19 protein-coding genes and 2 rRNA genes are annotated in these 19275 nt (G+C 41.9%); 13 read left to right on the top strand and 8 right to left on the bottom strand.

The window, feature by feature from the left end; genetic code table 11:
* Positions 1 to 243 precede the first annotated feature (243 nt).
* From WA256_RS20255 to yacG, 4 genes are all read left to right on the top strand, one after another.
* A complete protein-coding gene (locus WA256_RS20255) occupies positions 244 to 1140 on the top strand; it encodes a prepilin peptidase (protein WP_062566194.1) in 897 nt (298 codons plus the stop codon).
* Positions 1141 to 1142: 2 nt separating this feature from the next.
* The gene (gene coaE, locus WA256_RS20260) at positions 1143 to 1742 is read left to right on the top strand and encodes a dephospho-CoA kinase (RefSeq protein WP_130166795.1); all 600 of its coding nucleotides are present in this window, start codon (positions 1143 to 1145) and stop codon (positions 1740 to 1742) included.
* A 193-nt stretch (positions 1743 to 1935) separates the two neighbouring features.
* Positions 1936 to 3612, top strand: coding sequence for a type IV-A pilus assembly ATPase PilB (gene pilB, locus WA256_RS20265; protein WP_130166794.1), 1677 nt, complete (start codon positions 1936 to 1938; stop codon positions 3610 to 3612).
* A gap of 73 nt (positions 3613 to 3685) precedes the next feature.
* Positions 3686 to 3919, top strand: a complete 234-nt coding sequence (gene yacG / locus WA256_RS20270; RefSeq protein WP_054562797.1) for a DNA gyrase inhibitor YacG — start codon at positions 3686 to 3688, stop codon at positions 3917 to 3919.
* Between the two features lie 57 nt (positions 3920 to 3976).
* Here the strand turns inward: yacG and WA256_RS20275 are convergent, their stop codons facing one another.
* A complete protein-coding gene (locus tag WA256_RS20275; RefSeq protein WP_130166793.1) occupies positions 3977 to 4504 on the bottom strand; it encodes a Spy/CpxP family protein refolding chaperone in 528 nt (175 codons plus the stop codon).
* A 171-nt stretch (positions 4505 to 4675) separates the two neighbouring features.
* On the opposite strand from WA256_RS20275, the gene WA256_RS20280 reads away from it, so the two are divergent.
* From WA256_RS20280 to WA256_RS20290, 3 genes are read left to right on the top strand one after another with little or no spacing between them, the layout of a single operon-like run.
* The gene (locus WA256_RS20280; protein WP_130166792.1) at positions 4676 to 5365 is read left to right on the top strand and encodes a response regulator; all 690 of its coding nucleotides are present in this window, start codon (positions 4676 to 4678) and stop codon (positions 5363 to 5365) included.
* A 1-nt stretch (position 5366) separates the two neighbouring features.
* Positions 5367 to 6752: an ATP-binding protein gene (locus WA256_RS20285; protein WP_130166791.1), complete on the top strand. Its 1386-nt coding sequence runs from the start codon at positions 5367 to 5369 to the stop codon at positions 6750 to 6752.
* Positions 6753 to 7691, top strand: coding sequence for an alpha/beta fold hydrolase (locus WA256_RS20290; protein ID WP_130166790.1), 939 nt, complete (start codon positions 6753 to 6755; stop codon positions 7689 to 7691).
* Here the strand turns inward: WA256_RS20290 and WA256_RS20295 are convergent.
* On the bottom strand, positions 7670 to 8578 hold the full coding sequence (locus tag WA256_RS20295; protein WP_082401648.1) for a cation diffusion facilitator family transporter: 909 nt from the start codon (positions 8576 to 8578) through the stop codon (positions 7670 to 7672). The two genes, WA256_RS20290 and WA256_RS20295, sit on opposite strands and share 22 nt — an antisense overlap.
* Positions 8579 to 8679: 101 nt before the next feature.
* On the opposite strand from WA256_RS20295, the gene trmL reads away from it, so the two are divergent.
* Together trmL and WA256_RS20305 are read left to right on the top strand one after the other, a co-directional pair.
* A complete protein-coding gene (gene trmL / locus WA256_RS20300; protein WP_058586636.1) occupies positions 8680 to 9144 on the top strand; it encodes a tRNA (uridine(34)/cytosine(34)/5-carboxymethylaminomethyluridine(34)-2'-O)-methyltransferase TrmL in 465 nt (154 codons plus the stop codon).
* A 103-nt stretch (positions 9145 to 9247) separates the two neighbouring features.
* A complete protein-coding gene (locus WA256_RS20305) occupies positions 9248 to 11131 on the top strand; it encodes a putative bifunctional diguanylate cyclase/phosphodiesterase (RefSeq protein WP_165385092.1) in 1884 nt (627 codons plus the stop codon).
* A 74-nt stretch (positions 11132 to 11205) separates the two neighbouring features.
* Here the strand turns inward: WA256_RS20305 and gpsA are convergent, their stop codons facing one another.
* Genes gpsA through WA256_RS20325 form a run of 4 tightly spaced genes read right to left on the bottom strand, consistent with a single transcriptional unit; the run spans position 11206 to position 13463 of the window.
* Positions 11206 to 12213, bottom strand: coding sequence for an NAD(P)H-dependent glycerol-3-phosphate dehydrogenase (gene gpsA / locus WA256_RS20310; protein WP_055022087.1), 1008 nt, complete (start codon positions 12211 to 12213; stop codon positions 11206 to 11208).
* 3 nt (positions 12214 to 12216) lie between these two features.
* The gene (secB, locus tag WA256_RS20315; protein WP_054550974.1) at positions 12217 to 12702 is read right to left on the bottom strand and encodes a protein-export chaperone SecB; all 486 of its coding nucleotides are present in this window, start codon (positions 12700 to 12702) and stop codon (positions 12217 to 12219) included.
* Between the two features lie 41 nt (positions 12703 to 12743).
* Positions 12744 to 13001, bottom strand: a complete 258-nt coding sequence (gene grxC / locus WA256_RS20320; RefSeq protein WP_054550973.1) for a glutaredoxin 3 — start codon at positions 12999 to 13001, stop codon at positions 12744 to 12746.
* Positions 13002 to 13031: 30 nt separating this feature from the next.
* Complete coding sequence (locus tag WA256_RS20325; RefSeq protein ID WP_054562817.1) at positions 13032 to 13463, bottom strand: rhodanese-like domain-containing protein; 432 nt, start codon at positions 13461 to 13463, stop codon at positions 13032 to 13034.
* Positions 13464 to 13655: 192 nt separating this feature from the next.
* On the opposite strand from WA256_RS20325, the gene gpmM reads away from it, so the two are divergent.
* From gpmM to WA256_RS20345, 4 genes are read left to right on the top strand one after another with little or no spacing between them, the layout of a single operon-like run.
* Complete coding sequence (gene gpmM / locus WA256_RS20330) at positions 13656 to 15200, top strand: 2,3-bisphosphoglycerate-independent phosphoglycerate mutase (RefSeq protein WP_130166788.1); 1545 nt, start codon at positions 13656 to 13658, stop codon at positions 15198 to 15200.
* Between the two features lie 3 nt (positions 15201 to 15203).
* Entirely contained in the window at positions 15204 to 16343 is a 1140-nt protein-coding gene (locus WA256_RS20335) for a murein hydrolase activator EnvC family protein (protein WP_130166787.1), read from the top strand.
* A 35-nt stretch (positions 16344 to 16378) separates the two neighbouring features.
* A complete protein-coding gene (locus WA256_RS20340) occupies positions 16379 to 17647 on the top strand; it encodes a S41 family peptidase (protein ID WP_335993171.1) in 1269 nt (422 codons plus the stop codon).
* Between the two features lie 35 nt (positions 17648 to 17682).
* Positions 17683 to 18441: a divergent polysaccharide deacetylase family protein gene (locus WA256_RS20345; protein WP_335993173.1), complete on the top strand. Its 759-nt coding sequence runs from the start codon at positions 17683 to 17685 to the stop codon at positions 18439 to 18441.
* Between the two features lie 439 nt (positions 18442 to 18880).
* On the opposite strand, the gene rrf is transcribed toward WA256_RS20345, so the two are convergent.
* Together rrf and WA256_RS20355 are read right to left on the bottom strand one after the other, a co-directional pair.
* Positions 18881 to 18995, bottom strand: a 5S ribosomal RNA gene (gene rrf / locus WA256_RS20350).
* Between the two features lie 157 nt (positions 18996 to 19152).
* Positions 19153 to 19275: ribosomal RNA gene (locus tag WA256_RS20355) — 23S ribosomal RNA — on the bottom strand; the annotation flags it as partial.

The raw sequence follows: 19275 nt of genomic DNA on the forward strand, positions 1-19275 counted from the left end.
AGCTGTAAGCTGTAAGCTGTAAGCTGTAAGCTGTAAGCTGTAAGCTGTAAGCTGTAAGCTGTAAGCTGTAAGCTGTAAGCTGTAAGCTGTAAGCTGTAAGCTGTAAGCTGTAAGCTGTAAGCTGTAAGCTGTAAGCAAACTCTAAATGCTTGTTGATTGCTTGCAACATAAAATAAATAATAAAAACAGTTCAACACAGCGAAATAAAATCGGCCTTTAAATGGCCAGAATTTAGGTATTTTAATGGAAAACTTTTTTCTTGATATAACCACTGCGATGCAAAGTCAGCAGTGGTTTTATTTTTTGACTGTGGGCTTAGTAAGCCTGTGTATTGGTAGCTTTTTGAATGTGGTGATTTATCGTTTGCCACTGATGATGAAAAGAGAATGGCAAACTGAGTGCCGTATTGTGTTGGCCGATGAACTCAATTCAAAACAGCAAACAGAACAAGCTCCCTTTAATTTAGTAAAACCTAATTCAACTTGCCCTAAATGCCAAGCGCCGATTAAAGCTTGGCAAAACATCCCTGTGCTAAGTTGGTTATTGCTAAAAGGTCGCTGTGCAAATTGTCAAACACCAATTTCTGTGCGCTATCCTATTGTTGAAATGCTTACAGCGGTTTTAAGTTTAGTTGTCGCCGCTGTTTTTGGCCCAACAACGCTTGCTCTTCTTTATATATTGATTACTTGGTTTTTAGTTGCATTAACTTTTATCGATGTAGATCACATGTTATTGCCCGACCAGCTCACCCTGCCACTCGTTTGGTTAGCGCTGATTGCTGCCACTATGGATATTACCATTGCACCGAGCGATGCCATTATCGGCGCAGCAGTTGGCTACCTGAGCTTATGGAGTGTCTATTGGTTATTCAAGCTTGCTACTGGTAAAGAAGGCATGGGTTATGGCGACTTTAAACTATTAGCCGTGTTTGGTGCGCTACTTGGCTGGCAAGATATTTTAACTATCGTGCTGCTATCAAGTGTCGTCGGTGCCATCATCGGCATTGCGCAAATCATTATTCAAGGTAAAGACAAAACTACGCCAATCCCGTTTGGGCCTTATCTTGCCATCGCAGGATGGGTCACCTTACTATGGGGTGAGCAAATTAAAAGTTATTACTTTAACTATTTAGGTTACTAATTATGGCAAACTGGGTTTTAGGGCTAACCGGTGGTATTGGCTCAGGCAAAAGTGCAGTAAGCGCCATGTTTGAAGAGCTTGGTATTCAGGTGGTTGATGCCGATATAGTTGCCAGAGAAGTCGTCGAGCCTGGCTCTGTTGGCCTTACAAAAATTAAAGCACATTTTGGTGATGAGATACTCACGAGTAACGGCACGCTTGATCGCGCAAAACTAAGAGCTATTATCTTTGCCGATGAATCACAAAAGCAATGGCTAAATAACTTATTGCACCCACTTATTCGAGAATCAATGCTGAGCCAATTAAAGCAAGCCACCAGCAATTATGTCATCTTAGTTGCTCCCTTACTTTTTGAAAATGGCTTAGAAAAATACTGCAACCATACCTTGCTAATTGATGTTCCGGTTGATGTACAAATAACAAGAACTACAGCCCGTGATAATGTCTCAGTAGAATTAGCTAAGCAAATTATCGCTTCTCAAATGAGCAGAGCTGATAAACAACAAAAAGCGGGAGATATTTTAGATAATAACCGCCCTCTTGAAGAAGTAAAAACGGATGTGCAAAAACTGCATGAAAAGTATCTAAAACACTCTCACTAGGCTATTGATTTTATTTATAGATTCTCATTCAATAGAAGACTCTAAAACCAATACAAAAGTACCAACCCACACTCTAAACAACTGAGTTTTAGGTTAATTTTTTTTGCAATTTTTCTAAAATCAGACAAGACTGATGTAATAGCCTTACTTTTTCTGTTAGATTGTGGCAATAAAGGATCAATCTAGGTGCGCAATGAATATAAACTCACCGCTACTTCGAAAATTTATTACACTCGGTCGCATTGATGCAGAGACCGTAAAATCAAAGCAGCGCGAATATAACTCTACTGCAGAGCTTATTTCTAAAACATGTGGAATGGCTGGCCATGAGCTCGCAGAGCAATGTACAGACCTTTTTCGTGTGCCTTATTTTGACATCAAAGACTTTGACGTTGCGAACATTAGCGAAGAACTAGTTAAAGATAAACTAATTCGTGAGCACCACATTTTACCTCTAGTTAAAAAGGGCCGTAAGCTCTACATTGCAGCCTCAGATCCAACCGACTACGGTGCCTTTGAAAACTTTGAATTTAGTACTGGCCTTTCATGCGAAGTGGTCGTTGTTGATTACACACAACTTGAAAACAAAATCGAACAATTACTTGATGCCGCAGGTGGCTTACATTTAAGTGAAGATGAGTTTAAAGAACTTGGTGAGCTTGAAACAGAAGCCCCTCGCGACTTAGCTAGCAAAGATGAAGATAAAGACGACGCTCCTATTATCGTTTACATCAATAAAATTTTGATGGATGCGATTAAAAAAGGAGCCTCGGATCTACACTTTGAGCCTTACGAACACCGCTACCGCGTGCGTTTTCGTATCGATGGTATTTTGCATGAAATGGCAAGTCCGCCAAATAGCTTAGCGAGCCGTTTATCTGCGCGAATCAAGGTTATGTCACGACTAGACATAGCAGAAAAACGTAAACCCCAAGATGGCCGTATTAAGCTTAAAATTACTGAACGTAAAAGTATCGACTTCCGTGTAAGTACCTTGCCTACTCTTTGGGGCGAGAAAATCGTTATGCGTATTCTCGACTCATCAAGTGCTATGCTAGGTATCGATGTGCTTGGTTATGAGCCAGAGCAGAAACAGCTCTATATGGACGCGCTTGAGCAGCCACAAGGTATGATCTTAGTAACCGGTCCAACGGGCTCTGGTAAAACGGTATCACTTTATACAGGTTTGAATATTCTTAACCAGCCAGAGCGCAATATCAGTACTGCCGAGGATCCAGTAGAGATCAACCTTGAAGGGATTAACCAAGTACAAATTAATCCAAAGGCAGACATGACCTTTGCCAATGCATTAAAGGCTTTCTTACGACAAGATCCTGACGTAGTAATGGTTGGTGAGATCCGTGACCTTGAAACCGCTGAAATTGCAATTAAAGCGGCGCAAACAGGTCACTTGGTATTATCAACTCTGCATACAAACTCTGCACCAGAAACTCTTACTCGTCTTTTAAATATGGGTGTTCCTGCTTATAACGTAGCAAGTTCAATCAGCCTTATTATTGCGCAGCGTCTAGCAAGACGACTTTGCCCTAAGTGTAAAACACCAGAAAAACTACCTGATGAAGAATTGATTCGCCAAGGTTTTGATAAAGACAAACTCAATGAGGTTCAGTTATTCGCACCAAAAGGCTGCGACAGCTGTACTGAAGGCTATAAAGGTCGAGTGGGTATTTACGAAGTAATGCAAATTACCCCTGAAATAGCGCAAATTATTATGCGTGGTGGTAACTCACTCGAAATAGCTGAAGTATCTCTGCGCTCAGGCTTTAATGATCTGCGTTTATCTGGCCTGAAAAAAGCCGCCGATGGTGTTACCTCTTTGGCAGAAATAAACCGAGTAACGAGTTTCTAAACAAATTCGTTACTGGATTATCAGCTAACTGTTCAGTAAGATTTGACAAAAGTGCTTATTTGAGAGTTATTCCATGCCAACAGTTGTAAACTGCCCAACATGCAAAGCCAAAGTTGAATGGTCAGAGCAAAGCCCGCATCGTCCATTTTGCTCAAAACGCTGCCAGCTAATTGATTTAGGCGAGTGGTCGTTTGAAAACAATAAAATTTCTAGCCCAATTAGCAATGCTAATGATTTGAGCCAAGATATGATTGAAGATATCGAAGCAATGCTGGCTAAAAACGATGATTCATTCTTTAAAGAATAAAGCGTCAAATACAAAAAATGCGGCAACTGCCGCATTTTTTAATATAACCTATCACTTTTAACCTTCAGAACGCTCACCTTTGCGCTCGCCGCGTGGACCATGGTGGCCCTTTTTGTGACCTTTTTTACGCAGGTGCTTTTTAATCTCTTGATAGCTTTCGCGCTGTTCAGCATTTAAAACCTGCCAAATCGCATGGTCAGATTTCATTTTTAGCATGGCAAACTGCTGACCTTTTTCTTGGCGCGCTTTAATCAGCTCTAATGCGGCATTTTCGTCAAATGCTTTTGTTGCTAATAACGCATCCATTTTCTCTTTGTGTGCAGCACGAGCGGCTTTCATTGCATCTTTATCGCCACGCAGTGCTGCAAATTGTGTTTTCTGCTCGGCAAAAATTGCTTTAAGTTGCGTTTGCTGCTCTTCGGTAAGTTGTAATTTATCAATACCACGCTCAGAAAGTAAAAAACGAGCCTGTGGGTTCATACCACGGTTAAAGTCTCCTTTCGCCATTGCTGAAGTAGCACCTACACTAGCTGCTGCTAAACCACAAACAAGTACGAATTTAGAAAGCTTATTTGAAATAGTCATAATCATTACCTTTTGTTGGGTTGTGCTCTGTTGTCGTTTCCGACTGATGGGTTAACTATAACTAATACAATGCAAAGGAACGCAAACCAGTGTAAAGGTTGTGTAAAGATTCACTTTTACACAATTTACTGAGTAAAATAACCTTAAAGAAATAAATAGCTAGGTGTCAGAATGAAACTATTAATGATCGACGACGATACAGGATTGTGCGAATTACTCAGCGAGTACTTATCAGCACAAGGTTTTACAGTAGAGTGTGTTCATGATGGCGCTGAAGGCCTAAAGCAAGCTATTAAGCATAACTATGAGCTAATATTGCTTGATGTGATGCTACCCTCTATGGATGGCTTTGATGTGCTAAAGCAATTAAGGCAACATAAGCTCACACCAGTGATCATGTTAACCGCGAAAGGCGAAGATTTTGATCGTATCTTTGGTTTAGAACTAGGCGCAGATGATTATATTCCTAAGCCATTTAATCACAGAGAGCTACTAGCTCGCGTTAAAGCAATTACCCGTCGCATCGAGCATATCAACAGCTTATCGAACCAACAGACAAGCTCATTGAGTGTCAACAGCATCAATGTAAATTTCGCAACTCGTGAGGCTTCTGTTAATGACAATGTACTTAGCCTAACCGGCACTGAGTATGAAATTCTTGCCATGCTAGTTCAACATGCAGGTGAGGTGATCAGCAAAGAGCAAATCAGTGAGCAAGTATTAGGTAGACGCCTTGCTCCTTTTGACCGCTCAATCGATATGCATGTCAGCAACATCCGTAAAAAAATTGCAGAGCATGTTAGTAATGAACGGATCAAAACCATGCGTGGCAGTGGTTATGTATTAATACAAGGCGAATAATATGCAAACTCCAAGCTGGCTAAAGCATCCCCGCCATTATTTGTTTTTAAAAATATTTGCTTGGTTTTGGGTTACTGTCATAGCGACTATCACAATACTGGTGTTTTTAAGCCAGTTAACGAGCAATGTCGGCAATGACGACCTGCGTGGACCCATGCTGAAAAATCTTGAGTACACTGCTAAAAGTATTGAGCGTATTGTTGCTAAGCACGGTAAACCAACTCAAGAGGTTTTATCTCATCCGCGCTTATCAAAGCATAAATTACTGTACTTAAACGGTGAGGTTCATGGTGTTGAAATGCTTAGCGAACCTGTATCCAAAGACATTGATTTAAGCTTGCTGAACTTTACCAAATATATGCGTCCGCAAATTATTTTTACCGATGAATATCAAGCTTATGGGCCGGTAGCTTTGAATGTGCCTGAAGGTAAGTTTTATCTTTATGAAATCGATGAAAAACGCAAGAAACCGTTTTTTGTCAGCCTATGGCTAATGCCAGTTTGGCTCAAGCTGCTTATTGCTTTAATCGCCTCATTGATGCTGAGTTTCTTCTTTAGCCGTAACTTAATTGCACCTATTAATAGTTTAAAAGAAACTGCAAAAAAGCTTGCTCATGGCGATTTAACTGCCCGTGCCGATGTATCTCCTACTCGTCAAGATGAGTTAGGTGTACTTGGTCGTGACTTTAATACCATGGCAGTACAACTTGAGCAGCTTATTAGCGCTCAAAAACGACTGCTAGCAGATATTTCTCATGAACTACGCTCACCATTAACGCGTTTAAAAATGGCCACAGGCCTTGCACAAATGCAAGCCGATGATGCTCAACACGCTTATTTAGAGCGCATTGAAAAAGAGGCCAATCAGCTCGATAAAATGATTGCCGATGTCCTTCAAGTTTCACGCTTAGAAGCCAAAAGCCAGACTCTGTCGTTGAGTACACAATCCTTACAAGTGATTGTAGATCACGTACTCAACGATGCTCAATTTGAGGCCAAGCAAAGTAATAAAGAGCTTATTGTAAATGGTACACTAACAGCCGATTTAAAATGCGATGAAACCTTAATAGCCAGCGCGCTTGAGAATGTACTTCGCAATGCCATTAAATACGCAGAACATTCAATTTCAATAGGCTTAGTTGAATCAGATGCTATCTACATCACTATTTGTGATGACGGTAAAGGGGTTGATGAAGCAAACCTAGCAAGGCTGTGTGAACCTTTCTTCCGTCAGGAGCATGCTCGTGATAGAAGCACTGGCGGCACGGGCTTAGGTCTTGCTATTGCAAAGAATGCTATCTCAGCACATGATGGTACACTAACACTTGAAAACCAAGAACATGGCGGACTGTGCGTAAACATCCGCCTACCTTATAAGAGTGAGTAAATGTTTTATAGTAGCGAAGCAAGTCTTGTTAATAACCTACCTAATATTAATCAGTTTTTTTCTGAGCAATTACAGCAAGACTTTCTGAGCACCGCTCATGGCAAGCTTTATTACGGCTATGCAATTCCCCAACAAGCAAAAACGGCCATTGTTATAAGTACTGGCCGAATAGAGTCTTTAATTAAGTACAAAGAGTTGCTGTGGGAGCTATATCAAAATGGCTTTGCAGTTTTTAGTGTTGATCACCAGGGGCAAGGTCGCTCTTATCGTCATTTAAAAAACACTCATAAGGGTTTTGTAAACCGCTTTACTGACTACGCAGATGACTTTGCTGTATTTATAGAAAAAGTGGTGCATCAACACTGGCAAGGAAAGCAGGTTTTGCTTGGCCACTCTATGGGCAGTGCCATTGCCTATGATTACCTATCGCGCTATCAGCATCAATTTGCGGGTGCTTTTTTATCAGCGCCGATGTTTGATATCTATACCAAAGGCACGCCAAAGCCTGTAGCAAAACTGGCTGCTAAAATTGCATCCTTACTTGGTCTTGGCCGCAGTTACGCATTTGGCCAACGCGATTATTTACCAGTCGACTTTGCAGCTAATGAGCTAACCAGTAGTGAAATTCGATATAAGCTGTTCAGAGAGCTGTATGCAGCAGAAGATGATTTACAGCTAGGTGGCGTAACCTATGGTTGGCTTAATGCATCATTTGATTTTATTGCTTCTTTAGTCGATAAAAAAGTCGATATTCCTTTATTTATCGCCAGCGCCGAGCAAGATACCGTGGTCGATAACGCTGCGCAATTTGCACTTAGCCATAGGCAAAAAGCACAACTAAAAAGCTATGCGAGCGCTCGCCACGAGTTATTATGTGAACGCGACGAGATCAGACAAGCAGTGCTCAGCGATTTTTATCAATTTTGTGCTGAGCTTTGACGTGTTTTGTTAACCACAGAAAGTGGGTCTAGGTGCATCAAAATATCCATTTCACAATCAAAATGCGTTTGAATTAACGCTTCTACTTCATCAGCAACTTGATGCGCTCTTATCAATGATAATGAGTCTTCCAGCTCTAAATGCATCTGAATAAACTTAATTTTACCACCTTGGCGAGTACGAATATCATGGGCACCAAATACGTCTTGATGACTATTCACAATGGCCAGTATTTGTTGTTTTTCTTCATCTGGGAGCTCTTTATCCATTAAGTGATCAGCACTTTCGCGAGCAATATCCCAGCTGTTATAAAGTAAATAAACAGCCACCCCAATAGCAAACAATGGATCGGCATAAGCGACGCCGTACTTAGCTAACACAATTGCCAGTAATACCGCCAAGTTTAAGATTAAATCGCCTTTATAGTGAATTGAGTCTGCTTTAATGGCGATTGATTCGGTGTGATTAATCACCTTAGTTTGTACAAACACCACCACGAGCGTACAAACAATAGCGAAAATACTAACCCAAATACCAAGGTCTGAATGCTTTAAGGTTACCGGATTAAATAAGCGCTCAATGCCATGAAACGCTAAAAAGCAACCTGAGCCAGCTATAAAAGCGGCCTGTGCAAGCCCGGCTAATGCTTCGGCTTTTCCGTGACCAAAGCGATGGTCGTCATCAGCAGGGCGTAGTGCATAACCTAGCACTAAAAAACTCATCAGTGAGGCTGTGATATCCATTAATGAATCGGTTAATGAACCCAGCATTGACGCCGAGCCAGATGCAAGCCAAGCCCAGCTTTTTGCTGCGATCATTAAACTCACCATAACAATGGTGACTATACTGGCTGTTTTAACCCAAAACTCATAACTACGATGCTGCACAACAACTTACCTTTAGTGAGTAACTGTGTTGAGTATATCATCTTTTAATTCTAGTTCGTGTATACTCAGCAGCAGATCAAATCCTTATAAATGAGATTCACATGCTTGATATTGTGTTGTACCAACCAGAAATTCCACCAAACACGGGTAATATCATTCGCTTATGCGCAAACACAGGTTATGCGTTACACCTAATTGAACCCCTTGGTTTTGAGTGGGATGATAAACGCGTAAAACGTGCAGGTCTTGATTATCATGAGTTTAGCCATGTACAGCGCCATGCCTCGTTTGAAGCATATCTAGAAAAATGCCAGCCGAAAAAAGTCTATGCTTGCACCACTAAGGGCAGCCAATTTCATCATCAAGCACAATATCAGCCTGGCGATTGTTTAGTGTTTGGCCCTGAAACACGTGGCTTACCTGATGATCTAATTCAGTCGTTGCCGAAAGAGCAACGTGTACGTATTCCAATGCAAAAAGACAGCCGTAGTATGAACTTATCTAACTCAGTTGCTGTATTTGTTTATGAATCTTGGCGTCAGCTGGGTTTCGTGAACGGTCAATAACTCATTGAAAAAGCGCTTGTAATAAATATTCACTAATTGTTTAGCACGACCATTTTTTATGGACTAACCTAAATAGGTGAGTTTGTTCCTAAAGATGGATTTAATGCGCTTTTTTGCCCGAGTATGCAGTATCATTTTGCTGATGCAGCACTTTTCTAGTGCTGCTTCTGCTGCTGTGTCTAATCCCTCTAACTCACAAGTCCCCAATACGACTCCCCTATTACTACTAATCTTTCTAGCGATTGTCATCCTCATTGGTGCGGTTATCTATTATCAAAGAAACCAAAAGATGACGCTGATGGATGCTCTACTTTCCCAGTCTAAAGATGGTATTTGGGTCACCGATGAACAGTTCCGGATCATAGAAATTAATAACGCATTTAGTGAAATATCGGGTTATAAAAAAGCCGATGTACTTGGTAAAAAATTCAAAGCATTAACGCAAGCCGGTCGTGATACACAACTCGAAGAAATTATCCAACAAGAGCTGAGTAATGATGGTTATTGGTCTGGCGAAATTTGGAATTTACGCAAAGATGGGCAACCCTACGCCATTGATTTATGTATAACAAAAGTGACCACACCACGCTTTGCAAAAAGCTCTGTACGTTACGTTGGTATGTTTTCTGATGTAACTGCTCGTAAGAATAACGAGCGAACTATGCTCAAGCTCACGACCAAAGACAGTGTCACGGGTTTATCAAACCGCGCCATTTTTATAGAGTCCCTTGAAAAAGCAATCAATGCTTGTAACGACACTTACCCTAGCCTGTTGATCATCTTTATTGATATAGACAACTTTAAAAAAATTAACGATTCGCTCGGTCACACAATTGGCGATGTACTACTAAAAGAGGTAGCCTGTCGTTTAACTGACTCTCTAAATTCAGGCTTTACCATTGCAAGACTCGGTGCAGATGAATTTGCGGTACTGGTACCGCCCTATCTTTATTCAGGTCAAACCGTATTCTTTGCAAAAAAAACCGCAGACATCGTCCTTCAGCAGTTTAAAACCCCATTTATGTTAGATGGCTTTGAGACTTCACTATCTGCCTGCTGTGGTCTTGCTATCTACCCAGACAACGCCTACAACTGTGAATACTTAATGCGCAGCGCAAATAGTGCTTTGAATCATGCAAAAAAAATGGGCCGTAATACGTATCAATTTTTTGATAAAGAGCGCCATACTCTCGACCCAACCGAGTTAACCAAAGAGAGCGCTTTATTTAAAGCCATTACCAACAATGAGTTTGAGCTTTATTTTCAGCCTAAGTTTGATGCCCAGCATAATCAGTTATACGGCTTTGAAGCATTAGTTCGCTGGCCTCAAGAAGATGGCAGTGTTATTAACCCCGATGAGTTCATTCCGCTTGCCGAACAAAATGGTGCCATTATTCCGCTCACCCAATTACTGATGGAGCAGCTGCTTAATCAACTAGCCCAGTGGCGAAAACAAAACATTTCGTTTGGTAATGTCGCTATTAATATTTCAGCCTTACACTTTCAGCAAAGTAGTCTTATTGAAACACTCATCGACAACTTAGCTAAATTTGACGTACCGGCACATTGCTTAGAACTCGAGATCACAGAAAGCGCCATGATGGATAACCCTGAGTTTGCAGAGCAGCAAATGAAACGCATTAAATCGATTGGTGTGCACATCGCGCTGGATGACTTTGGCACCGGTCATTCATCACTCAGTTACTTAAAGCGTTTTCCAATCGATACGCTCAAAATCGACAAGTCATTCGTAAAAGATATCGATAAAAACGACCAAGATCGCAACATCACCGCCACCATAGTGCGACTAGCTAAATATTTGGATATTAATGTGGTTGCTGAAGGAGTAGAAACTGAAGAGCAAGCCTACATGCTGCATATTATGGGCTGTCATTTTCAACAAGGTTACTATTACTGCAAGCCATTAAAAGCCAATCAAGTCAGCGAATTTATTAATGACACGCTAGAAAAGCAGCAATCTAGCTAGTGGTTGCAACGGTACATCAAATAAAAAACGCGATTAATAAATCGCGTTTTTTATTTAACAGTGCACAATCTAAATTATTCAGATTTTTGCTCACGGCCAAGTAGTGCCATCGCAGCTTCTTTTACATCTTTATTTTCATAAAGTACTTGGTAAATTTGCTCCGTTATTGGCATTTCAATACCGGTACGCTCAGCAAGTAAATACACTTCTTTGGTATTTCTATAGCCTTCAACAACCTGACCAATAGATTCAATTGCAGCTTCTACGCCTTCACCCTTGCCAAGAGCAAGACCAAAGCGACGGTTACGAGATTGGTTATCTGTACAGGTTAAGATCAAGTCACCTAGGCCAGCCATACCCATAAAGGTATCTGAACGGGCACCTAATGCACACCCTAAACGGCAAAGCTCAGCTAAACCGCGAGTGATTAAGGCAGTACGTGCGTTGGCACCAAAGCCAAAACCATCAGACATACCAGCGCCAATCGCAATGACATTTTTAACTGCGCCACCAAGCTGTATACCAATGAAGTCATCATTGTTATACACCCTAAATGAGCGACCACAGTGTAAAAGGTCAGCTAATTGCTTAGCGAAGTCTTTAGAGGTCGACGATACCGAAATAGCGGTTGGTAAGCCCATTGCCATTTCTTTGGCAAAAGTAGGCCCTGAAAGCACAGCCAGAGGAACATCATCTCCTAGCTCTTGCACCGCTACCTCTTGTAATAAACGCCCTGTATTTGGCTCTAAACCTTTGGTAGCCCATGCAACTTCAGCACCTTCTGACAACCAAGGTTTGATTTTTTGCAGCGTGCCAGCAAAAGCATGACTCGGAACAACAACCAAAATGATCTTGCTTGCTTTAACTGCCGTTTCTAAATCTGCTTCTAGTTGGAGGGTTTCAGGAAAGCTAACATCCGGAACATAACGTTGATTCTTTCGCTCAGCTGCAAGCGTAGCAACGTCATCGCTATTGCGGCCCCACAAGGTCACTGGGTGGCCATTTCTGGCAAAGCAAATAGCAAGGGCGGTGCCATAAGACCCCGCCCCTAATACTGTAACAGCTGATTGTGCTGTACTCATAGCTTATGCGTCTGCAGTTGCCTGTTGATCTTGAGCTGCACGTTGTTGCATGTATTGAGCAAATAGTGCGTCAAAGTTAACTGGCGCTAAGTTTAATTGTGGGAAAGTACCACGGTTAACTAGGTTTGATACTGCTTCACGTGCGTAAGGGAAAAGTACGTTCGGGCAGAAAGCACCTAACATGTGTGCAAGTTGAACTTCTTCAACTTCACCAATTGTGAAAATACCCGCTTGTTGGATTTCACATAGGAATGCTGTTTCTTCACCGATTGAAGCCGTTACTGTTAAAGCAAGAACAACTTCAAACACGCCTTCTTCTAATTTGTTAGAACGAGTATCTAAGTCAAGCTTTACTTCAGGAGTCCACTCTTTTTGGAAAATAGCAGGTGAGTTAGGCGTCTCAAAAGAAACATCTTTAGTGTAGATGCGTTGGATTGAGAATTGAGCGCCGGCTTGTTCTGCTGCTGCGTTTTGATTTTCTTCGTTCATTGTAATTCCTAACTTGTATTCGTTTTTATATTTAAAATTTATTAAGCGTTAAGCTTTGCGTCTAAAAGGCCTTGCGCTTCAATTGCCATCATGTCGTCACAACCGCCGATATGTTCATCATTAATGAAAATTTGCGGAACTGTGTAACCACCATTTGCTTTGTCGATCATTTCATCACGACGCTCAGGGTGAACACCAATATCGATATTCGTGTAGTCTACACCTTTACTGTCTAATAACGCCAAAGCACGTTGGCAGAATGGACAGTATGCTTTTGTGTAAAGAACAACATTACTCATAATAATTCCTCTATCGGGCAGTGAGCCTTATTAACGACCGGTCGTTGTTGGTAAGCTAGCTGATTGCCAAGCGCCCATACCGCCCGCTAATACATAAACACGCTCAAAACCTGCTTTATGCATTGCAGTTGCGATACCTGAGGCAGTCATGCCCGTGGTACATACTAGTATAATGGGTTTAGTCTTAAACTTTTCAAGGCTTGAAAAATCAGATTGCTTTGCTTTTTCCGGATTTAAGTGAGTTGCGCCTGCAATACGGCCAGAGTTAAACTCTTTTTGTGCACGTATATCAATCACTTGACCATCATCACGGTTAATTAGCAAGGTAAGTTGCTGTGGGTTGATTTGACGGATAGCCGAAAATTTACTTTTAAACCAACTGCTGATCAGCATAGCGACTAATGCTAACCAGATAATGCTCAAAACCGGATGATTCGAGATAAATTCAATATATTGATCCATGCGTTTTCCACTAAGAAATTTAGGTACCACAGCGCATAGCCATGGGTTAATTAAAATTTGCCACGCAAGTATACGTGCTTCAATTGAAAATGCTAGGGCGTGAAATATTTTAATATGACATATTGATAGCTGATCAAAACCATAAAACACGGTATGCTAGTGATATATAAGTGCCAATCTTCAGGAGCTATAATGACAGAGCATAAAAAACCATTGGTATTAATGATCTTAGACGGTTGGGGATACCGTGAAGACACAGAAAGTAACGCCATACTTGCTGCTAATACCCCAGTACTCGACAACCTTTGGGCAACCCGCCCACATACATTAATTTCAGGTTCGGGACTTGATGTTGGTTTACCTGCAGGACAAATGGGTAACTCTGAAGTAGGCCATGTAAATTTAGGTGCTGGCCGTATCGTTTACCAAGATTTTACTCGCATCACTAAAGCCATTGATGATGGTGAGTTCGATAGCAACCCAGCACTTGTTGATAATATCGACAAAGCTGTAAATGCAGGCAAAGCCGTGCATATTATGGGTCTTTTAAGCCCAGGTGGTGTTCATAGTCACGAAGACCACATTGTGGCAACGATTGAACTTGCAGCTAAGCGCGGTGCAAAAGAAGTCTACTTCCACGGTTTCTTAGACGGCCGTGACACACCACCACGTAGCGCAAAAGCATCAATTGAGCGCATCGAAGCCTTATTTGCAGAACTTGGCTGTGGCCGCTTAGCAACGCTTGTTGGTCGTTACTATGCAATGGACCGCGATAACCGTTGGAATCGTGTCGAGCTTGCATATGATGTTATGGTTAGTGGTATTGCTGAATACAGCTACACTGACGGTGTAACCGCACTAGAAGCGGCTTATGCACGTGACGAGAACGACGAGTTCGTAGCTGCAACAACTGTTGTGCCAGAAGGCCAAGCAGCTGCTGAGATCAATGATGGCGACACTGTTATCTTTGCTAACTTTAGAGCAGACCGAGCACGTGAAATGACTCGTGCCTTTGTTGATGCTGACTTCAGTGGTTTTGATAAGAAAAAATCACCACAGTTAAGCGCATTTGTAATGATGACTGAGTATGCAGCAGACATCAAAGCGCCGATTGCATTTGCCCCAGAGCCTTTAACAAATGTATTAGGCGAATGGTTAGAGAAGCAAGGTAAAACACAGCTACGTATTTCTGAAACAGAAAAATACGCACACGTGACCTTTTTCTTTAGTGGTGGTCGTGAAGATGAATTTGTTGGTGAGACTCGCGAACTAATTCCATCACCACAAGTAGCAACATACGATCTGCAACCAGAAATGAACTCAGAAATGCTGACCGATAAATTGGTTGAAGCAATCGCTAGCGGTAAATACGATGCCATCATCTGTAACTACCCTAACGGAGACATGGTAGGTCACTCTGGCGTATTCGAAGCAGCAGTGAAAGCATGTGAAGCAGTTGATCATTGTATTGGTCGTGTAGTTGCAGCACTTGAAGAACATGGTGGTGAAGCGCTTATTACAGCCGATCATGGTAATGCTGAACAAATGGCTAACCCAGCAACGGGCCAAGCACATACCGCACACACCAGTGAGCCAGTACCATTTATCTATGTTGGCCGTGATGCAACACCACATGATGCTAAAACATTGAGTGACGTGGCTCCAACCATGCTTCACCTACTCGGCTTAGAGCAGCCAAGTGAAATGACTGGTAAACCAATCATGACGCTGAAATAAGCTATGAGTAAATGTATTAACCACTTCTTTAAAACTGGTTTAATACTGACTTCATTAGTAGCAACTTCGGTTGTTGCTAATGAAGATCAAACCAAAAAAGACTTATCAGACATTCAATCAGCTTTACAAAAAACAGAGGCTGAGCTTAAAGGTCAACGCAAGTCCATTGCCCAAATGCGCAAAGATCTGCGCGCCCATGAACTCGACATAGCTCAAAATGCCAAAGCATTAAACCTTACCGCCCAATCAGTTAAAGAAAATGAGCAACAACAACGAGAACAACAAGCTAAAGTTGAGCAACTTAAAGCCCAGCAAGCACAGCGCCAAACCTTATTAGCTGCACAACTAAAAAGCGCCTATATGGCGGGTAGCCATGACTACTCAAAAATGTTGCTTAACCAACAAGACACAGCCAAAATTGAGCGCACGCTAAGTTATTATAATTATTTAAATAAAGCGCGTATTGAGCAAATTGAAGAGCTCAAAGCACTACAGCAAGAAATTGCAGACAACCAGGCTGAGCTTGAAAAAACCAAACAACGTCTAGTTGCCTTATATGATGAGCAAAAAAGACGCCAGCAAGCTCTAGTCAATGCACAACAAGAGCGTAAAACTAACCTCAATAAACTCCAGTCAGCGTTAAAAGAAACTAAAAGCTCTATTGATTACTTAAAAGAAAATGAGCAAACCCTGATCACCGCCATTGAAGAGCTTGAGCAAGAGCGAAATGAAAAAGTTGAATTACTAGGCTTACAAAGTAGTAAGGGCAAACTCGACTGGCCAACCAAAGGGGCATTACGCCACCGCTTTGGGCAACGCAAGCACGGCAACATAGATTGGAAAGGCGTACTTATCAGCGCTAAAGAAGGCAGTAATGTTAAAAGCGTACAGAACGGCCAAGTTGTTTACGCAGACTGGCTAAATGGCTTTGGCTGGGTTATCGCTATTGATCATGGCAACGGCTTTATGAGCTTATATGGTCACGCTCAAACTCTACTTCGCGATGTTGGCGACCTTGTTAGAGAAGGCGAAACAATTGCATTAGTCGGTCAAAGCGGCGGACAACCGGATCCTGGTCTATACTTTGAAATACGCCACAAAGGACGCGCAGTAAATCCTGTAAAATGGTGCAGACGCATTTAATTGATTAAATAGCTGCACTCTATGAGGAGCAGCTGATGCTAAACACAACTTACTCTTACAAAGCTCATTTATCCCCAGCTAAGTTTTTTACTCAGCTGTCTTTTTTATTACTTGTCAGCTTGCTATGCCTGATACTGCAATCGTTTCAGGCTATTGCAAAACCCTCGTTACAGTCACTACAGCATCAGCAACTAAACGAAATTCTATTTAATATCCATACATATTATGTTGATGATCTGAAACTACAAAACACATTTGTAACCCAGCCTGATAACTTACAAGTTGAGGCGTTATTCGAACGCCTTGATCCATACTCAAAATACCTCGACGAAACTGAGCTCGATGCTATCTTCAGTAGCACTAATGGTAGATACACGGGACTCGGTATAGAAGTAAAAGTTGAAGATGGTCGGGTTTATATTGTTAACACTATTAATAACTCACCTGCGGCGCTTGCGGGTCTTCAGGTAAATGATGAAGTTATAGCGATTAATCAACAACCTATTTTAGACAAAAGCATCGAAGAAGTGGCTAAATTAATTCGCCAAAGCGGTCAAAGTGCTGTCGATGTAGCTGTAAAAAGAGAGAAAGATACTGAGCTAAATTTCTCGATCAAGCGCCAACAAATCAACTTACAAAGCGTTCATGGCCATTTAGCAGATACAGGCGTTGCGCTTATCAGTATCAACTCATTCAATAACCACACATTACACGATGTTGCTCGGGAGCTTGCAAAAATGCAGGTCACCAATAGCTTCCCTCTTTCAGGTTTAATTATTGATTTACGCGATAACCCGGGCGGTACATTACAAGGGGCCATTGAAGTTGCAGATCTGTTCTTAGATAACGGCACCATAGTGTCAACCAAAGGCCGCTTTAATGAAGCTAATCAGAAGTATAAAGCCCATAAAGGCGACATACTCAATGGCGCTCCCATTGCTGTACTGATTAACGAAAACTCTGCCTCTGCCGCTGAAATACTCGCAGCAGCATTAAGAGATAATCAACGAGCGGTGCTAATTGGCGAAACTTCTTTTGGTAAGGGCTCAGTGCAATCGCTGATACCATTAGGTAACGGTAATACCGCATTAAAACTGACTACAGCACGTTATTACACACCAGCGGGCCAATCTATCGATGGAAAGGGGATCACCCCAGATGTGAGTATTAATCAAACAATGCTTTCAGAAATTGACCAAGGCGTTATAATAAAAAACATCCAAGAATTGGCGCTTTTTAGCTCACTTCTAGATGGACAAGACAAAAAGCAACTTACAGCAAAGCAGCTCTTTATTATGCAGTAAGTAAATGCTCACAACGGATATAATAATTACAAAAAGTGAATTTAAAAACAGGCTTATTACTCGCCGTATGTTGCCTACCGCTATTCTGCCAAGCAAAGCAAATAGCCATAGTAATTGATGATATAGGCAATCATCAGCGAGATCTTGAAATATTAAACTTACCAGGGCAAGTGACCTTCTCAATCTTGCCCCATACACCCTATTCACAAATATTTGCTGAGCGCGCCAGTAAAACTCAGAAAGAATTACTTTTACATGTACCAATGCAAGCGCTTGATAAAAGCAAAGCACTTGGTCCGGGTGCACTCACCGATACTATGACTAAGTCAGAGTTACAAACAACCCTTGGTCATGCATTAGCCACTTTACCACAAGTAAAAGGGGTCAATAACCACATGGGCTCTGAGTTAACACAGCTTACTGAGCCTATGAAATGGACGATGGAAGTATTGAAGAAACGCGGTTTGTACTTCTTAGATAGCCGTACAACGAGTCAAAGTGAAGCACAAAACGTTGCTAACCTGTATGGTGTTGCAAACGTATCTCGTCATGTATTTCTTGATAACAATGTCACCCAAAGTCAGCTACAGCATCAACTTGAAGAACTAAAAAGCAAAGCTGCACACTTCAACTACGCAATCGCCATTGCCCATCCCTACCCAGAAACCGTTGCTTTTCTACAACAAGCCCTCCCTGAACTACAACAGCAAGGCTTCGAACTTGTTCCCCTCTCACAATTAGTCGAAACAAAATACATTCAGCTAGCTAAAGCAGAGCAAAGGCAAGGGGAATGAGTGTTATAAAAGTAAGTTAGCGAGGGGAAAGGGTAAAGTTTGCAAGGGGAAAGTTTTGAGATCTGGCGTAGGTTGGGTAGAGCGCAGCGAAACCCAACACAGAGCTATCAGCTTTCAGCCGTCAGCGATCAGCCGCTCGGTGTGGGTGTTTGGTACTGCGTCTCCCCCTGCTGGAGGCTCTAGGTTCTAGGTTCTAGGTTCTAGGTTCTAGGTTCTAGGTTCTAGGTTCTAGGTTCTAGGCAAAGTGTACTTGTAGGAATGGCCTTAGCCATGAATGTGTTTGTTATGGTCTAGATTCGGCACTGAAGTGCCTCCTACTGGGGTGTTGCTGAGAGATACTCTGTGTTTCAACTGACGTCTGACAGCTGAAAGCTGACAGCTGACAGCTCCAGACGCAAAAAAGCCCGACTCTTTCGAATCGGGCTTTCTTTAATTTGGAGCCTGGCGATGACCTACTTTCACATAGCAGCTGCTACACTATCATCGGCGCTGTTTCGTTTCACTACTGAGTTCGGCATGGGGTCAGGTGGGTCCAAAACGCTATTGTCACCAAGCAAATTTGGTTTTAATTCGCTCTTTTGAGCAAATTAATAAATCTGGAAATCTGATATTTTCTTACAGCTTAAAGCTTATGGCTTACAGCTTCGTAAAATCTACTTTAGTGTCTTAACTTCTGTCTGTTACGCTGTCATAAAACGCGTTTGGCGTTGTATGGTTAAGCCTCACGGGTAATTTGTACAGGTTATCTTAATGGCTCACACCACTTCCACATCCTGCCTATCAACGTTGTAGTCTTCAACGGCCCTTCAGAGACTTTAAAAGTCTAGTGAGAAC

This window comes from Pseudoalteromonas sp. CH_XMU1449-3, assembly GCF_037027245.1.
Taxonomy (GTDB): Bacteria; Pseudomonadota; Gammaproteobacteria; order Enterobacterales; family Alteromonadaceae; genus Pseudoalteromonas; species Pseudoalteromonas shioyasakiensis.

Bases quoted from the DNA above. Each gene is read 5' to 3' on its own strand.
- WA256_RS20285 (WP_130166791.1), top strand. From the start codon at position 5,367: ATGCAAACTCCAAGCTGGCTAAAGCATCCCCGCCATTATTTGTTTTTA.
- grxC (WP_054550973.1), bottom strand. From the start codon at position 13,001: ATGAGTAATGTTGTTCTTTACACAAAAGCATACTGTCCATTCTGCCAA.
- WA256_RS20275 (WP_130166793.1), bottom strand. From the start codon at position 4,504: ATGACTATTTCAAATAAGCTTTCTAAATTCGTACTTGTTTGTGGTTTA.
- secB (WP_054550974.1), bottom strand. From the start codon at position 12,702: ATGAACGAAGAAAATCAAAACGCAGCAGCAGAACAAGCCGGCGCTCAA.
- WA256_RS20255 (WP_062566194.1), top strand. From the start codon at position 244: ATGGAAAACTTTTTTCTTGATATAACCACTGCGATGCAAAGTCAGCAG.
- coaE (WP_130166795.1), top strand. From the start codon at position 1,143: ATGGCAAACTGGGTTTTAGGGCTAACCGGTGGTATTGGCTCAGGCAAA.
- WA256_RS20325 (WP_054562817.1), bottom strand. From the start codon at position 13,463: ATGGATCAATATATTGAATTTATCTCGAATCATCCGGTTTTGAGCATT.
- WA256_RS20340 (WP_335993171.1), top strand. From the start codon at position 16,379: ATGCTAAACACAACTTACTCTTACAAAGCTCATTTATCCCCAGCTAAG.
- yacG (WP_054562797.1), top strand. From the start codon at position 3,686: ATGCCAACAGTTGTAAACTGCCCAACATGCAAAGCCAAAGTTGAATGG.
- WA256_RS20290 (WP_130166790.1), top strand. From the start codon at position 6,753: ATGTTTTATAGTAGCGAAGCAAGTCTTGTTAATAACCTACCTAATATT.
- pilB (WP_130166794.1), top strand. From the start codon at position 1,936: ATGAATATAAACTCACCGCTACTTCGAAAATTTATTACACTCGGTCGC.
- gpsA (WP_055022087.1), bottom strand. From the start codon at position 12,213: ATGAGTACAGCACAATCAGCTGTTACAGTATTAGGGGCGGGGTCTTAT.
- WA256_RS20335 (WP_130166787.1), top strand. From the start codon at position 15,204: ATGAGTAAATGTATTAACCACTTCTTTAAAACTGGTTTAATACTGACT.
- trmL (WP_058586636.1), top strand. From the start codon at position 8,680: ATGCTTGATATTGTGTTGTACCAACCAGAAATTCCACCAAACACGGGT.
- gpmM (WP_130166788.1), top strand. From the start codon at position 13,656: ATGACAGAGCATAAAAAACCATTGGTATTAATGATCTTAGACGGTTGG.
- WA256_RS20305 (WP_165385092.1), top strand. From the start codon at position 9,248: ATGCGCTTTTTTGCCCGAGTATGCAGTATCATTTTGCTGATGCAGCAC.
- WA256_RS20280 (WP_130166792.1), top strand. From the start codon at position 4,676: ATGAAACTATTAATGATCGACGACGATACAGGATTGTGCGAATTACTC.